Source organism: Variovorax boronicumulans, assembly GCF_009811375.1.
GTDB classification, from domain to species: Bacteria; Pseudomonadota; Gammaproteobacteria; order Burkholderiales; family Burkholderiaceae_C; genus Variovorax; species Variovorax boronicumulans.
The window spans coordinates 405,837-421,555 of the sequence record NZ_BKDH01000004.1 but is presented as its reverse complement, the minus strand read 5'-3'; the positions used below and the strand labels follow the sequence as shown (position 1 = coordinate 421,555).

Below are 15,719 nucleotides of genomic sequence, written 5' to 3'. Positions count from 1 at the left end.
TGGCGCGAAAACGTTGCCCTTGCAAGGGCTTCGGGCGCAGAATTCGTAGCAAATTGTGAGATTCGTATGCGCCACGATACTTCGTGCGCTCACCCATCCAGACATGACACAGCCCAGCTCCACCGAACACCAGCGCCCGACCTTCTTTGCCTTCTGGACGGCCGCCCTGGCGGTGGCCGGCAGTTGCGGCGCCACGGCGGCCTGGGCGCAGACGACCTACCCGGTCACGCCCCAGCAGCGCGCCACCGCCCAGCAGACCGCCCAGGCCGGCGTGCCGCTGAGCGAGCTGTCGCCGAAGGCGCCCGACGAGTACACGGTCAAGCCCGGCGACACGCTCTGGGCCATCTCGCGCCTGTACCTGCTGCGCCCCTGGCGCTGGCCGGAGCTGTGGGGCATGAACATCAACGAGATCCAGGACCCGCACCGCATCTACCCGGGTCAGGTGCTGTACCTGGACAAGAGCGGCGGCCGCGCCCGCCTGACCACCCGCCGCAGCGTGGGCGGCGTCGACGGCGGCACCATCAAGCTGTCGCCGCGCACGCGCTTCGACTCGCTCGCCGGCATGGCCCTGCCCACGCTCAACCCGAGCCTGATCGAGCCCTTCCTCAGCGAACCCATCGTGGTCGACGCCAACACGCTCGACGCCGCGCCGCGCATCGTGGCCGGCAACGACAGCCGCGTGCTGCTGTCGCGTGGCGACCGCGCCTATGCGCGCGGCAATGCCGAATCGCCGCTGGTCGAGAAGCCGGGCCCGGTGCAGCACTACCGCATCTTCCGCAGCGCCACGCCGCTGAAAGACCCGGGCACCGGCGAAATCCTCGGCTACGAGGCGCAGTACCTGGGCAAGGCACAGCTGCAGCGCGGCGAATCGACCACCATCGAGACGACCGGCGACAAGGACGTCATCACGGTCGTGCCGGCCAGCATCGACATCATTGCGTCGCGCGAGGAAATGCGCGCCGGCGACCGCCTGCTGCCCGAGCCGCCGCGCCAGCTGCTAAGCTACGCACCGCGCGCGCCCTCCACCCAGGTGGACGGCCGCATCGTGTCGGTCTACGGCAACGCGGTGCAGTACGCGGCGCAGAACCAGGTCGTGGCCATCAACAAGGGCACGCGCGACGGCGTCGACAACGGCCACGTGCTGGCCATTTTGAAGAACGGCGAGACCATCCTCGACCGCACCGGCGCACGCAAGGAAACCATCAAGCTGCCGAACGAACGCATCGGCCTGCTGATGGTGTTCCGCACCTTCGAGAAAGTCTCGTACGCATTGGTGCTCGAAATCAACGACACTCCCCGCGCCGGCGACTTCCTCGTCAATCCCTGACACGCGCCTGAGGCTTCTTTCTCGCACACTCGTTTGGAACGCGCAGAACTCGCAGGCTGGCTGCGACTTTCACTGACCCCAGGCGTCGGCGACGGCGCCGCACGCCGCCTGCTGGCGGCCTTCGGGCTGCCTGACGCGATCTTCGCGCAGCCCGAGGCAACGCTGTGCGAAGTCGTCAGCACCGCCCAGGCCGCCGCACTGAAACAGCCGCCCTCCGGCCTGCAGGCGCAGGTCGACCAGACCTGGCAATGGCTGCACCCCGCGGACGACCCCACCGGCGGCGCCATCACGCGCCGCGTCGTGACGCTCGGCGACGCCGGCTACCCGGGCTCGCTGCTCGAGATGGTCGACCCGCCGCTGATGCTCTACGTGCTCGGCGCCGCCGCCTTCGACCTCACGCAACTCGGCCGCAGCCTCGCCGTGGTCGGCAGCCGCAACCCCACGCCGCAGGGCGCCAGCCATGCGCGCGCCTTCGCACGGGCGCTGGGCGAAGCGGGCCTGCCCGTGGTCTCGGGGCTGGCGCTCGGCATCGACGGCGCAGCGCACCTGGGCGCGCTCGACGCGGCCGGCGACGCCCCGGTGCTCGCCACGGTGGCCGTGGTCGGCACCGGCCTGGACCGCGTGTACCCCGCGCGACACCGCGACCTCGCGCACCGCATCACGCTGCAGGGGCTGATCGTGAGCGAGCTGCCGCTGGGCACGCCGCCGCTCACGCAGAACTTTCCCAAGCGCAACCGCCTCATCGCGGGCCTGGCGCGCGGCACACTGGTGGTCGAGGCCGCACTGGCGTCGGGCTCGCTCATCACCGCACGGCTCACCTCGGAGCAGGGCAAGGAAGTGTTCGCGATCCCGGGCTCGATCCACTCGCCGCAATCGCGCGGCTGCCATGCGCTGATCCGCCAAGGCGCGAAGCTGGTCGAGTCGGTGAACGACATCCTCGAAGAACTGCCGCCGCTGGCACCGCCCGTTCGCACAGTTGCCAGCGACGCGCCCTCGTCGGCCCCGGAACATCCGCTGCTCGATGCCCTCGGCTTCGACCCGGTGAGCCTCGATGCGCTGAGCGCACGCACCGGCTGGAGCGCGGCCCAGCTGCAGGCGAAGATGCTCGAGCTTGAACTCGACGGGCATGTCTCGCGGTTGCCCGGCGGCCTGTTTCAAAGAGCCGCCGTCGGCTGACGCCCAGTCCGCGCCCGCTTTTTCGTGGAACACCGCGGAACCGGCTTTGCCGGGCCGCTGGTGTTGCCCCCGGTAGGGGGTTGGCGCAGCGACACGAAGTGCGCGAAGACTGGGGGCGAGCAACGGTTTCCTGGGCTATATTGGGCCCATGTTCGAAGTGCTCGTGTTTGTGTATGAAAACTACTGGCGCGGCGATGCCTGCCCCGAACCCGAACAGCTGGGCCGCAAGCTCAGTGCGCACGGTTTCGAGGCGGAAGAAATTCGCGACGCCCTGCAGTGGCTCGACGGCCTGAGCCTGGCCACGCAAGGCCTGCAGTTTGAACACCAGGCCAGTGAAGGCGATGCCGACAACGCCATCACCACTGCCCGCGTCACGCTGGGCGGCGCGCCCGATGCGGCGCTGCCCCAGTCGAGCCAGTCGATGCGCGTGTACTCGCCGTCGGAACAGGAACACCTCGGCGCCGAGTGCCTCGGCTTCATCCGTTTTCTCGAACTGTCGAACGTGCTGCCCTGCGGCCTGCGCGAGATCGTCGTCGAGCGCGCGATGGCCGCACCGGGCGACCCGGTGGCATTGGACGAACTCAAGATCATCGTGCTGATGGTGCACTGGAGCACCGGCATCGAGCCCGATGCCCTCGTGCTCGACGAACTCTGCGAGAGCCGCGAAGGCCGCACGGCGCACTGAACTCGCCCCCAGGCAGTTCAAGCGCTCCCCGGCACAGACGAAACAGCCGCGCGGCTGACTAGTTCAGCAGCCGCTCGGGATTCGCATCGAGCTTCGCCAGCGCCTCGCGCGTGGCGCGCGCGGTGAGCGTTTCTTCCTCGGCCGGCACCAGCAGGCCAGCCTGCAGGTACATCGCCAAGCGCCCAGCCTGGATGAGGAAGCTGCGACCGTCGGCCGAGGCGAACAGGTGCAGCTGCTTGCGGTCGCTGCGCCAGACGAACTGGACCTGGGTCACGCGGTCGTTGTGGTCCAGCATGAACCAGTTGCCCACCTGCAGCTCGTGGGTCCACGCGAGCATGTCCTCGGCCACCTTGACGCCGGCGGTGTCGGAAATGACCTCGATCGCGGTCGCGTCCACGCCGAGCAGCAGCTCGATGCTCTGGGCGTCCAGCGGCAGGCTGGAGGCGCTGCCGTCGTCGGTCACGAAGTCTTCCAGGTGCGCCAGCCGCTCGGCCATGGCCTCGATCTTGGCCTGGGGAATGGCCTCGGTCTTCGACATGAAGGCGTCGGTGAGCGTGGCGCCGATGGTCTTGATGTGTCCTTCCTGCGGCTCGCCGACGATGCCCAGCAGGTCCATGCCCTGACGCAGGCGCTGCAGCAACTGCGGCAGGTCCTGGATCACGCGGGCGCGGTCGGCGCGGTTGGGCTTGGCGCTCGCGGCCCAGACCAGCTCGGAGGCCACGCGCTTGAGCATCACGGTGTGCTCGCCCTGCGCGCCGTAGCGCAGCGCGGCGATGGCCAGCACCTCGGCCCAGACCTTGAACAGGAACTCGCGGATCTCGTCGCGCACCGGCATGTCGTTGAGCATCTTGCGCAACTCGATGGTGTACTGGATCGCCATCGTCTCCTTCTGCTCGACCTGCTGCGCCACGCTCATGACGCGCTGCGTGGCGTCGCTCTGCGTGAGGTAGCGGCTGAGAAAAGCGACGAACTCGTCGAACACCAGCTTGAACACGCGCTGACCGGTCTCGGGGTACTGCTCGATCACCTGCACCACGCGCTTGATCTCGTTTTCGAGCGCGCTGCCGGTGATGGCGGCGGCGTCGAAGCCCATCACGCAGGAGCCCATGCGGTCGATCAGCATGCGCGCCGGATGCTGCAGGGTGCCGAAGAATTCGGGCTCGGCGATGGCCACGCGCAGCACGGGCATCTGCAGCCGCGCGAACCACACGCGGGCGGAGAACGGAATGCGCTCTTCCGCGAGGATGGCCTGGAACATCAGCGCCACGATCTCGACCGTGGCCTTGTCGGCCGTGGTGGGCGCGCGCTTCTTGAGCTCGGCGGTGCGCCGGCGCAGGTCGACGGCGGTCTGCTGGATCAGCGTGGCCTGCTCGCCGCCGCCGTCGATGTACTGCGTGGCCGCCATGCGGTAGGCAACCTCGGCATCGGCGATGGCGCCGGCAAAGGTGCGTGAAAACACGCGGGGCGCGGCCACGCCGCCACCGGTGCCGGTCGTGCCCCCGCCCGGTTGCGAGACGCCGGCCTCGCCGCCGATGCGCGCGGCGACAAAGCGCTTGAGGCTCAGCAGCGCGGTCTGCGCGCGCTGCCGCGCGAAGGCGAGCGGCGAGCTGCCCATCATCGAGCTGGAGGCCGGCCCCGACGACGGCACGGACGCCGCATGCGAGGCCTGGAAAGCGAAGCCCGGACGCTGCGGCTGCGATGGCTGCTGCTGGCCGTGCGACACCGCCGCACCTGCCGGCGCGCCCTGCCCCATCGGCATGCTCGACGACACCGGCATGCCCATGGACGACGGGCCGCCGCCCGAATCGCCCGTGCGGCGCACGAAGCTCTTGAGGTCGATTTCGGGCATCACGCCCTGCGCGATCAGGAAGGCGTTGGCGCTTTCGTAGGCCTTCACGACCACGTCCGCCAGCGCCTGCTGCACCGTGCCCTGCACGCGACCCCAGGCCTCGCGGCTCAGGCCGGCGGCCAGCCACTGTTCCACCAGCAGCTTGGCCAGCGTTTCGGGCTTGAGCACGTCCCGGGCATCGAGCTCGTGCGTGCCTTCGAGGTGCTGGATGCGCAGGCGCAGGTCGCTGAGCTCGAAGCTGGCCTTGTCGTGGATGGTCTGTGCCAGGCGCGAGGCGAGGATGTTGCTCTCGACCACCTCGTCGCCGATGAGCTCCAGCCGCAGCGCCGCGGGGGCCGACGAGGTGCCGCCCGCCGGGCCCGTGCCCAGCGCCTTGCGCCAGCCGGTCTGCGCCAGCGACACCCACTGCGAGGCATGGCCCTGGAACGCCACGAGGTCGTCGCGGCTTTCCTGCATGGTGCGCGCGCTGCCGACATCGGAGGCCACCGCGGTCAGCCGGTCGCGGATGGCCTGGGCCAGCGGAGCGATCGCGCCTTCCGTGGCCGCCACGAAACGCTCACGCGCCTCGCGTGCGAGCTGCAGGGAAGAAGCGGACCGCGCAGTGCTCATTGATGGATCGGAAAGGCCGGAGAGAACGGTTCATCGGCAACAGCCCCGAGCTTGCATCGGGATGCGCCACCGCACAAGTGCGGGTGACGCGAAGCTGGCGCCGAAGTATCCCTCAGACGACGGCGCCGGCGTTCGGGTCGTCGCCGCCCGAATCGCCGTCGCGCTTGACCGGCGGGCCCTTGATCAGGTCCTCGCGCTTCACGCCCAGCCACATGGCGATCGCGGCGGCCACGAAGCACGACGAGTAGATGCCGAAGCAGATGCCGATGGTCAGCGCCAGCGCAAAGTAGTGCAGCGTCGGGCCGCCGAAGAAGAACATCGACAGCACCACGAGCTGCGTGGAGCCGTGGGTGATGATCGTGCGGCTGATGGTCGAGGTGATCGCGTTGTCGATGACTTCGGTGGTCGTCATCTTGCGGTAACGACGGAAGTTCTCGCGCACGCGGTCGAAGATCACGACCGACTCGTTCACCGAGTAGCCCAGCACCGCGAGCACCGCCGCCAGCACCGCCAGCGAGAACTCCCACTGGAAGAAGGCGAAGAAGCCCAGGATGATCACCACGTCGTGCAGGTTGGCCAGCACGGTGGACAGCGCGAACTTCCATTCGAAACGGAACGCCAGGTAGATCATGATGCCGATCACCACCATGGCCAGCGCCTTGATGCCATTGGAGGTCAGCTCGTCGCCGACCTGCGGCCCGACGACCTCGATGCCGCGCTGCGTGGCCGACGGGTCGACCGACTTCAGCGCCTGCATGACCTGCGCGCTCTGCTGGTCGGAGCTCATGCCCTTCTGGGTGGGCAGGCGGATCTGCACGTCGCGCGAGGTGCCGTAGTTCTGCACCTGCACCTCGGGATAGCCGAGCTTGGTGACGGCCTCGCGCACCTTGCCGATGTCGGCCGATTGCTCGTAGGCCACTTCCATCACCGTGCCGCCGGTGAACTCCACCGACAGGTGCAGCCCGCGGTGGAACAGGAAGAACAGCGCCAGCGCAAAGGTTGCGAAGGAAATGATGTTCAGCACCAGGGCATGGCGCATGAACGGGATGGTCTTGTGGATGCGGAAGAATTCCATGGCGATGGTCCTCGGCCGTTACTTGGTGTCGACCACGGCCGTGCCGTCGGTCTTGGGCCGCCAGACGGTGCCGATCGACACGGACTTGAGCTTCTTCTTCTGGCCGTACCAGAAGTTCACGAGGCCACGCGAGAAGAACACGGCGGAGAACATCGAGGTGACGATGCCGATGCAGTGCACCACTGCGAAGCCGCGCACTGGGCCCGAGCCGAAGGCCAGGAGCGCAATGCCCGCGATCAGCGTGGTCACGTTGGAGTCGAGAATCGTGCCCCAGGCGCGGTCGTAGCCCGCGTGGATGGCGGCCTGCGGCGAGGCGCCGTTGCGCAGCTCTTCACGCACGCGTTCGTTGATCAGCACATTAGAGTCGATGGCCACGCCGATGGCCAGCGCCATGGCCGCGATGCCGGGCAGCGTGAGCGTGGCCTGCAGCATCGACAGGATGGCGACCAGCAGCATCAGGTTCACGGCCAGCGCGATCGACGAGAACAGGCCGAACAGCGCGTAGTAGGCACACATGAAGACCATGATGGCCAGGAAGCCGTACATCACGCTCTTGAAGCCTTTTTCGATGTTGTCGGCGCCGAGCGTCGGGCCGATCGTGCGCTCCTGGATGATCTCCATGGGCGCGGCCAGCGAGCCGGCGCGCAGCAGCAGGGCCAGGTCGCTGGCTTCGGCCACCGTCATCGAACCCGAGACCTGGAAGCGGTTGCCCAGTTCGCCGTTGATCGACGGGGCCGTGAGCACTTCGCCCTTGCCCTTCTCGAAGATCAGCATGGCCATGCGCTTCTTGTAGTTCTCGCGGCTGACGTCGCGCATGATGCGACCGCCCTTGGCGTCCATGGTCAGGTCGACCTTGGGCTGGTTGCTCTGCTGGTCGAAGCCGGGCTGGGCGTCGGTGAGGTTCTCGCCGGTGACGAGCACCTGCTTCTTCACGATCACCGGGCGGCCACCGCGGTCGAGGAATTTCTCGGAGCCGAAGGGCACGGGCGCGCCGCTCAACTCGGCCGCGCGGCCTTCGGCGCTTTCGTCGACCATGCGCATCTCGAGCGTGGCGGTGCGGCCCAGGATTTCCTTGGCCTTGGCCGTGTCCTGCACGCCGGGCAGCTGCACGACGATGCGGTCCAGGCCCTGCTGCTGGATCACCGGCTCGGCCACGCCGAGTTCGTTGATCCGGTTGTGCAGGGTCGTGATGTTCTGCTTGAGCGCGGCGTCCTGCAGGCGGCGGGCCGCCTCGGGCTTGATGGTGGCGGTCAGGCGCCAGTTGGTGCCGTCTTGCGTGTCGGTGGTGCTGAGGTCGGGAAACTGGTCCACGATCAGGCGCTTGGCGGTCTCGAGCGAGGCCGCGTCGCGGAAGGTCACCTCGACGGTCTGGCCGTTGCGGCTGACCTGGGTGCCGCGGATGCTCTTGTCGCGGAAGGTGGTGCGCAGGTCGCTCGCGAACGATTCGGCCTTCTTGTCGATGGCGCCCTTCATGTCGACCTGCAGCAGGAAGTCGACGCCGCCGCGCAGGTCCAGGCCCAGGTACATCGGGAACGCATGCAGCGACGTGAGCCACTTGGGCGAACGCGACAGCAGGTTCAGCGCCACCGTGTAGGGCGGGTCGCTGGCGTCGGGCACCAGGGCGCGCTGCACGACGTCGCGCGCCTTGAGCTGGTCGTCGGTGGTGGTGAAGCGGGCGCGCAGCGAGCCGGCGTCCAGCGTCACCAGGTCGGGCGTCAGGCCGGCCGCCTTCAGCGCCTCCTCGACCCGGGTCTGGGTGGCGGCATCGACCTTGACGGTCGTCTTGGCCGCGGACACCTGCACCGCGGGTGCCTCGCCGAAGAAATTGGGCAGGGCGTAGATGAGCCCCACGAGCAGCACGATCACGATGATCGTGTACTTCCAGACCGGGTAACGGTTCATGAGAAGGCGCTTTTCACAAGCGTTTCAGAAATGGAACACGGCGTGACTTGGGGCCCTGCGCCCTGAAGCGCAAGGTTCAGCTCACGCTTTTATTGCTTGACGGCGCCCTTGGGCAGCACCTGGACCACCGCGCTGCGCTGGATCTTGATCTCGACGCCGTTGGCGATTTCCAGGCCGAGGTACTGGTCGTTCAGCGAGGTGATCTTGCCAAGCACGCCGCCGGCCGTGGCGACTTCGTCACCCTTGGCCAGGGCTTCGATCATGGCGCGGGCCTCTTTCTGGCGCTTCATTTGCGGGCGAATCATGACGAAATACAGCACCACGAACATCAGCACCAGCGGCAGCATGCTGCCCAGCGAAGACAACATGTCGCCACCACCGGCGGCTGCGGGCGCGGTTTGAGCGAAAGCAGAGGAAATGAACAAGAGAGTCTCCAGCAGAGGGAAGAGAGAAGAAAAAGACTTCAGATGCGCGGGCCGGGCCCGCGGTTCCGCGCCCACGAGGGATGCGGGCCGCAAGTCAAAGGCTCGGCGGGGGAGGCCGCGCGCAGTCGGGCATTGTATTCGGCGCGGATGGCCGTTTCGCGCCCTTATCCGGCGCACCCCCGAGGGCTTTCAGCTATCGTTTAAATAGCAAAGAGCGCCGCAGGGGCGCTCTTTGTCAGGGGAAACGGGCCTGGCGGATCAGGCCGCCGCGCGCTGCGCCTGGGGGTTGCGCCACTTGCCCATCAGCTCGGTCCAGCGGGTGCGGGCCGCCGCCAGGTTGCGCTCCTTGACGTGGCCGTAGCCGCGGATCTGCTCGGGCAGGCTCGCGATCTCCAGCGCCAGCGCGTGGTTGTCGGCGCGCAGGCCCTTGAGCACTTCCTCGATGCTGGCGCGGTACTCGCCGATGAGGGCGCGCTCGGTCTTGCGTTCCTCGGTGCGGCCGAAGACGTCGAGCGCCGTGCCGCGCAGGCCCTTGAGCTTCGCCAGGAAGCGGAAGCCCGTGAGCATCCAGGGGCCGAACTTCTGCTTCTGCAGCTGGCCCTTGGTGTTCTTCTTGGCCAGCAGCGGCGGCGCCAGGTGGTAGTTGAGCTTGTAGTCGCCTTCGAACATGCCCTCGACGCGGTCCAGGAACGTGCGGTCGGTGTGCAGGCGGGCGACTTCGTACTCGTCCTTGTAGGCCATGAGCTTGAACAGGTAGCGCGCCACCGTTTCGGCCAGGCCCGTGCTCTTGCCGACAGCCGACTCGACCTGCTGCACGCGGCCGACGAAGGCCTTGTATTCCTCGGCGTAGGCGGCGTTCTGGTAGCCGGTCAGGAACTCGGCGCGGCGCGCCACCAGGGCCTCGACCGTCTCGCGCTTCTTGAACTCGATGACCTGGCCCGGGCGCACGCGCTTTTGCAGCTCGTCGGGACGCACGGCGGCCTGGCGGCCCCACTCGAAGGCGGTCTTGTTGTTCTCGATGGCCACGGCGTTCAGCTCGATGGCGCGCATCAGCGACTCGTGCGCCAGCGGCACCCAGCCCTTCTGCCAGGCGTAGCCCAGGATCATCGGGTTGACGTAGATGGTGTCGCCCATCAGCGCGGTGGCGGCGGCATCGGCGTCGAAGGCGCCCAGGCCGTCGATGCCCACGGCGCGCGCAATTTCAGCGGCGCAGGCGTCTTCGGGGTTCTGCCAGTTGGCGTTGCGCACGAAGGCGGCCGTGGGCGCGCTGTGGCTGTTGAGCGCCACGTGTGTACGCCCTTCGCGCATGCGCGCCATGGTCTCGGCGTTGATCGTGACGAGCGGGTCGCAGGCCAGGATCAGGTCGGCCGCCGCGGTGCCCACGCGGGTGGTGCGGATGTCGTCCTGCGTGTCACCGATGAGCACGTGGCTCCAGGTGGCGCCGCCCTTTTGCGCCAGGCCCGCCGCGTCCTGCGTGACGATGCCCTTGGCCTCGATGTGCGCGGCCATGCCCAGCAGCTGGCCGATGGTGATCACGCCGGTGCCGCCGACGCCGGCCACCACCACGCCCCAGACCTTGCCGCCCGCGAGCGACGGAATGGCGGGCTCGGCCAGCAGGCCGAACTCGGCCGGCGTGGCCGCCTTGTTCTTGCCCTTCTTCTTGAGCTGGCCGCCCTCGACGGTGACGAAGCTCGGGCAGAAGCCCTTCAGGCAGCTCATGTCCTTGTTGCAGCTGCTCTGGTTGATGGTGCGCTTGCGGCCGAACTCGGTCTCCAGCGGCTCCACCGAGAGGCAGTTGCTCTGCACGCTGCAGTCGCCGCAGCCTTCGCAGACCAGCTCGTTGATGACCACGCGCTTGGCCGGATCGACGGCCGTGCCGCGCTTGCGGCGGCGGCGCTTCTCGGTCGCGCAGGTCTGGTCGTAGATGATGGCCGTGGTGCCGGCGATGGCGCGGAACTCGCGCTGGATGTCGTCGAGCAGGTCGCGGTGCTTCACCTGCACGTGGTCGCCGGGAATGTTCACGCCCTCGTACTTCTCGGGCTCGTCGGTGACGATGACGACCTTCTTCGTGCCCTCGGCGTGCAGGCTCTCTGCAATCTGCAGCACCGAGTGACCCTCGGGGCGTTCGCCCACGGTCTGGCCGCCGGTCATGGCAACCGCGTCGTTGTAGAGGATCTTGTAGGTGATGTTCACGCCCGCCGCGATGCTCTGGCGAATGGCGAGCAGGCCGCTGTGGAAGTACGTGCCGTCGCCCAGGTTGGCGAAGATGTGCTGGTCGGTCGTGAAGGGCTGCTGGCCGACCCATGGCACGCCCTCGCCGCCCATCTGCGTGAAGCCGATGGTGGAGCGGTCCATCCAGGTCGCCATGAAGTGGCAGCCGATGCCGCCCATCGCGCGCGAGCCTTCGGGCACCACGGTGCTTGTGTTGTGCGGGCAGCCCGAGCAGAACCACGGCTGGCGCGTGGCGTCGGCCACGCTGGTGGAGGCCTGCTGCACCACCATCGCGCGCTCCTTGGCCTCCAGGATGGCCAGTTGCGCGTCGATGCGCGCGGCCATGTCGGCGCCGGCGGCGGCCAAGAGGCCGGTCTTCTTCAGGCGCGCGGCGATGGCCTTGGCGATGAGGGCCGGGTTCAGGTCGGCGTTGGCGCGCAGCAGCGTGTGCGAGGTCGGGTTGGGCATCGACCATTCGCCGCCAGAGTAGCCGTCGTCCGTGGAGCTGGCGCCTTCGTCGAACTTGCCGACCACGTTGGGGCGCACGTCGGAGCGCCAGTTGTAGAGCTCTTCCTTGAGCTGGTATTCGATGACCTGGCGCTTTTCCTCGACCACCAGGATTTCCTGCAGGCCGGTGGCGAATTCGCGCGTGAGCTGCGCCTCCAGCGGCCACACCACGCCCACCTTGTGCAGGCGGATGCCCAGCTGGCGGCAGGCCGCGTCGTCCAGGCCCAGGTCGATGAGCGCCTGGCGCGTGTCGTTGTAGGCCTTGCCGCTGGCCATGATGCCGAAGCGGTCGTTCGGGCCTTCGATCACGTTGTGGTTCAGGCGGTTGGCGCGGATGTAGGCCAGCGCGGCGTACCACTTGTAGTGCATGAGCCGGGCTTCCTGCTCCAGCGCATGGTCGGGCCAGCGGATGTGCAGGCCGCCGGGCGGCATCTCGAAGTCGGTGGGAATGACGATGTCGACGCGCTCGGGGTCGATCATGGCCGTGGCGCTGGACTCGACGATCTCCTGGATCGTCTTCATGCCCGACCACACGCCCGAGAAGCGGCTCAGCGCGAAAGCGTGGATGCCCAGGTCCAGGATTTCCTGCACGTTGGCCGGGAAGAACACCGGCGTGCCGCAGGCCTTGAAGATGTGGTCGCTCTGGTGCGCGGCCGTGCTGCTCTTGGAGATGTGGTCGTCGCCGGCCACCGCGATCACGCCGCCCCAGGCGGTGGTGCCGGCCATGTTGGCGTGCTTGAACACGTCGGAGCAGCGGTCCACGCCCGGGCCCTTGCCGTACCAGATGCCGAAGACGCCGTCGAACTTGTTGGTGCCCTGGGGCGAGAAGCCCAGCTGCTGCGTGCCCCACAGCGCCGTGGCCGCGAGCTCTTCGTTCACGCCGGGCTGGAAGACGATGTTCTGTTCCTTGAGGAACTTGCTGGCCTTCCACAGCGCCTGGTCGTAGCCGCCGAGCGGGGAACCGCGGTAGCCGCTGATGAAGCCGGCGGTGTTCTTGCCGACCTGCTTGTCGCGCAGGCGCTGCAGCATCGGCAGCTTGACCAGGGCCTGCACGCCGCTCATGAAGGCGCGCCCGTAGTCGAGGCTGTATTTGTCGTCGAGCGTGACGGTTTCTAGCGCGCGGCGAATGTGCTCGGGCAGCGGGGCGTTCATGTTCTCTGTCTCCGTATTGGCAGGGCTTTGTGGGCCTGGCTGAGGGGTGTGGGTCTGTGCCCGGTAGGGCGCAAGCCCATGGTGACGCAAAGTGTATGCCGGGGTCTGCGACAGGTGTTTGCGTTTTTTGCCTCGGAAAAACGACTTTCAGAAAGAATCTTGCTTAACATCCACCCCTATGGAAAGCATTGACAAGTTCGACCTCGCTATCCTGCAAGAACTGCAGACCGATGGCCGCCTCACGAACGCCGAATTGGCGCAGCGCGTGGGCCTGTCGGCGGCGCCCTGCTGGCGCCGCGTGCGGGCGCTGGAAGACGCCGGCTTCATCAAGGGCTACCGCGCCGAGATCGACCGCCACAAGATCGGGCTGGGCGTGCTGGCCTTCGTGCGCGTGGACACCGAGCGCGTCACCCACGAGGCCACGCGCAAGCTCGAGGACGCGATCCGCAAGATGCCCGAGGTGGTGGCCTGCCACTACATCAGCGGCACCGGCACCTTCGAGCTGCAGGTGGTGGCGCAGGACCTGAACGGTTTCTCGGCCTTCGCGCGGCAGAACCTCATGAACCTGCCGAACGTGAAGGACCTGCACACCAGCTTCTCGCTGGGCGAGGTGAAGGCCAACAGCGCGCTGCCGCTGGGGCACCTGGCGAAGTAGCCGCCTTTTAAAAAGAAAAGGGCCGCCTCCCGCGAAGGAGCCGGCCCGACGGCGATGCGCCTTGGCGGACTGATTAGAAGGTGATGTCCTTCTCGACGTCCTGCAGCTTGCGGCGCGCCAGCGCCAGGTTCGACTTCGCCTTGTCGAGCACGAAGTAGATGAACACGCCTTCCTTCTGCGCCATCGGGCGCAGCAGGTGGTACTGCTTGCCCAGCGTGATCAGGATGTCTTCGATGGTGTCGCTCAGGCCCAGCGCGCGCATCGTCTTGAGCTTGGCACGCATCACTTCGGTGTTGCCGGCGGCGGCCACTTCAAGGTCCACGCCGGAGCCGGCGGCGCCCAGCATCATGCCGCTGGCGGAGTCGACCACGGCAGCGCACAGGGCGCCGTCGGCGGTCAGGAGGGTGTCGAGGCTGGTCTGGATCGAGGCCATGTCAGTAAGTCCTGTGAGTGAAATTCATGCGAATGAAAAAAGAGGGTGGAGACGTCGCATGCCAATCCGTCCCCGCCCGTGAATTCGTGGGTGAGGCCTAGGGCTGCGGCGCCTCGAGCGCCCGCACGCAGGCCGCCGTGCGGTACATCGCCTGCGCGAGCACCGCGTCGGCGTCGGCGATGACGTTCACCACCAGCGAGGTCTCGCCGCTGTGCACCGGGCTGACGAGCGCAAAGCCGTTGTCGGTCGCGACCGTGATGCAGGTGCAGCGGCCCAGGCGCGCCTCCTGCGACACCACGGCGCCGATGGCGGCGATCGAGCTGGCCATGGCGGCGATGCGCGCGGGCTCGACGTCGCGCCGCGCGACGCTGGCGATCTCGAAGCCATCGGGCGTGGCGATCACCACCGAGGCGATGCCCGTGACCTCGTCGAGCACGCGGCGCGCCTCGACCGCGGCGCGCAGCTTCAGGGCGTGGGGGATCTTCATGGCGCGGCCTCCTCGTCGAGCACTTCGATCTGCATCAGCAGCGTCTCGATCAGCGCGACCACGTCGTCCTTGCGGCGCGGGTCGACCGCCAGCAGCGGCAGCACCAGCCCGCGCGCCGCCAGCGCCTGCGCGTAGTCGTCGAGCGTGGGGGTGGGGTGCGACGGCAGGCGGCTCACGCCCACGGCGCAGGGCATGCGCTCGAGCGCGCCGGCGAAGCCGTCCAGGTACTGGGCCAGGTCGGCCATCGGGTCGGGGCGGCTGTTGTCCAGCAGGATCGCCAGGCCCAGCGCGTCGCGCACCAGGATCTTCCACATGAAGTCGAAGCGGCTTTGGCCCGGCGTGCCGTACAGGCGCAGCCGGTCGCCGTTGTCCAGCGTCACCTGGCCGAAGTCGAGCCCCACCGTGGTGGTGGCCTTGGCGACCGAGGTGTCGGCGTTGGCGACCTCGGTGGCGATCGGCGCGGTCTCGCTGATGGCCGCGATGGCCGTGGTCTTGCCCACGCCCATCGGGCCCGTGAAGACGAGCTTGAAGTCCCTCATGCCGGCGCCCTGCTCAGGCCAGCCCGAGGCGTCGGCGGATGCGCGAGAGCAGGCCCCGCTTGTGCTGCGCGGCCTCGGCGCCGGCACCGGCCCCCGAGGGGCGCGGCGCGCGGGCTTCCTCCGACCAGGTCAGCGCGCCTTCTTCCTCCAGCAGGCCGAGGAAGGTGCTGCACTCCTGCACGTCGATGCGGCCCAGCACGCTGAGGCTTTCGGCCGACTGCGCGCTCTTGGACAGGGCCGCCGCCAGCCGCACGTAGATCGGATGGCGCTGCAGGGTCACCTGCGAGGGCCAGCGGATCAGCGAGGCCCGCGCGCGGATCGAGCGCACCATGGCGCGCGCCGCGTCGCCCGAGGCCCCGCTGGGCGCAACCTGGTTGAGCAGCGCGACCAGCTCTTCCGCGTAGATGGGGCGCGCCAGCGTGCGGCGCGCGGGCGCGGCCGCCACGGCCTCGCCGCGCGCCACCATCGGCACCACGAAGCGCGCGGCCGGCGTCTGCCGCTCGGCGGCGGGCGCATCGCCGTCCACCAGCAACAGGTCGCAGGGCTGCGACTCGCTGACTGTCCACAACGACCGGAGATTGGAGCTGAGGCGAACGATGATCCGCAGGAGCTCGACCTCGACCTGAGGGAGCCCCATGACGCCCAAAACCAATGGCATACCTTCTTCCCTGAGCAATTGTTCTTAAT

At 68.1% G+C, this 15,719-nt stretch carries 13 protein-coding genes; 4 read left to right on the top strand and 9 right to left on the bottom strand.

The window, feature by feature from the left end; all coding sequences use genetic code 11:
* Positions 1 to 103 precede the first annotated feature (103 nt).
* From VHAB30_RS26975 to VHAB30_RS26965, 3 genes are all read left to right on the top strand, one after another.
* Positions 104 to 1,327, top strand: a complete 1,224-nt coding sequence (locus tag VHAB30_RS26975; protein ID WP_159279203.1) for a LysM peptidoglycan-binding domain-containing protein — start codon at positions 104 to 106, stop codon at positions 1,325 to 1,327.
* Between the two features lie 33 nt (positions 1,328 to 1,360).
* Entirely contained in the window at positions 1,361 to 2,503 is a 1,143-nt protein-coding gene (gene dprA / locus VHAB30_RS26970) for a DNA-processing protein DprA (protein ID WP_159279202.1), read from the top strand.
* Between the two features lie 148 nt (positions 2,504 to 2,651).
* Positions 2,652 to 3,188, top strand: coding sequence for a DUF494 family protein (locus VHAB30_RS26965; RefSeq protein ID WP_159279201.1), 537 nt, complete (start codon positions 2,652 to 2,654; stop codon positions 3,186 to 3,188).
* A gap of 58 nt (positions 3,189 to 3,246) precedes the next feature.
* Here VHAB30_RS26965 and VHAB30_RS26960 read toward each other — a convergent pair whose 3' ends face one another.
* From VHAB30_RS26960 to VHAB30_RS26940, 5 genes are all read right to left on the bottom strand, one after another.
* On the bottom strand, positions 3,247 to 5,646 hold the full coding sequence (locus VHAB30_RS26960; RefSeq protein ID WP_159279200.1) for a DUF1631 family protein: 2,400 nt from the start codon (positions 5,644 to 5,646) through the stop codon (positions 3,247 to 3,249).
* Between the two features lie 112 nt (positions 5,647 to 5,758).
* Positions 5,759 to 6,721, bottom strand: a complete 963-nt coding sequence (gene secF, locus VHAB30_RS26955) for a protein translocase subunit SecF (RefSeq protein ID WP_062478240.1) — start codon at positions 6,719 to 6,721, stop codon at positions 5,759 to 5,761.
* 18 nt (positions 6,722 to 6,739) lie between these two features.
* Positions 6,740 to 8,623, bottom strand: coding sequence for a protein translocase subunit SecD (gene secD, locus VHAB30_RS26950; RefSeq protein ID WP_062478237.1), 1,884 nt, complete (start codon positions 8,621 to 8,623; stop codon positions 6,740 to 6,742).
* Positions 8,624 to 8,712: 89 nt separating this feature from the next.
* Positions 8,713 to 9,048 carry a preprotein translocase subunit YajC gene (gene yajC, locus VHAB30_RS26945; protein WP_062478234.1) on the bottom strand — a complete coding sequence of 112 codons (336 nt, stop codon included), beginning with the start codon at positions 9,046 to 9,048 and terminating at the stop codon, positions 8,713 to 8,715.
* Positions 9,049 to 9,306: 258 nt separating this feature from the next.
* On the bottom strand, positions 9,307 to 12,918 hold the full coding sequence (locus tag VHAB30_RS26940) for an indolepyruvate ferredoxin oxidoreductase family protein (protein ID WP_159279199.1): 3,612 nt from the start codon (positions 12,916 to 12,918) through the stop codon (positions 9,307 to 9,309).
* A 178-nt stretch (positions 12,919 to 13,096) separates the two neighbouring features.
* Here VHAB30_RS26940 and VHAB30_RS26935 point away from each other — a divergent pair, with 178 nt between their 5' ends.
* Positions 13,097 to 13,573: an Lrp/AsnC family transcriptional regulator gene (locus VHAB30_RS26935; RefSeq protein ID WP_062478228.1), complete on the top strand. Its 477-nt coding sequence runs from the start codon at positions 13,097 to 13,099 to the stop codon at positions 13,571 to 13,573.
* A gap of 73 nt (positions 13,574 to 13,646) precedes the next feature.
* Here the strand turns inward: VHAB30_RS26935 and VHAB30_RS26930 are convergent, their stop codons facing one another.
* The 4 genes from VHAB30_RS26930 to VHAB30_RS26915 form a co-directional block, all read right to left on the bottom strand.
* Positions 13,647 to 14,006, bottom strand: coding sequence for a hypothetical protein (locus VHAB30_RS26930; RefSeq protein ID WP_062478225.1), 360 nt, complete (start codon positions 14,004 to 14,006; stop codon positions 13,647 to 13,649).
* A gap of 97 nt (positions 14,007 to 14,103) precedes the next feature.
* Complete coding sequence (locus VHAB30_RS26925) at positions 14,104 to 14,493, bottom strand: roadblock/LC7 domain-containing protein (protein ID WP_139700765.1); 390 nt, start codon at positions 14,491 to 14,493, stop codon at positions 14,104 to 14,106.
* Positions 14,490 to 15,032, bottom strand: coding sequence for a GTP-binding protein (locus VHAB30_RS26920; protein WP_070063237.1), 543 nt, complete (start codon positions 15,030 to 15,032; stop codon positions 14,490 to 14,492). The genes VHAB30_RS26925 and VHAB30_RS26920 overlap by 4 nt, the downstream gene beginning before the upstream one ends.
* Before the next feature lie 13 nt (positions 15,033 to 15,045).
* Positions 15,046 to 15,690, bottom strand: coding sequence for a hypothetical protein (locus tag VHAB30_RS26915; protein ID WP_159279198.1), 645 nt, complete (start codon positions 15,688 to 15,690; stop codon positions 15,046 to 15,048).
* Between the last annotated feature and the right edge of the window lie 29 nt (positions 15,691 to 15,719).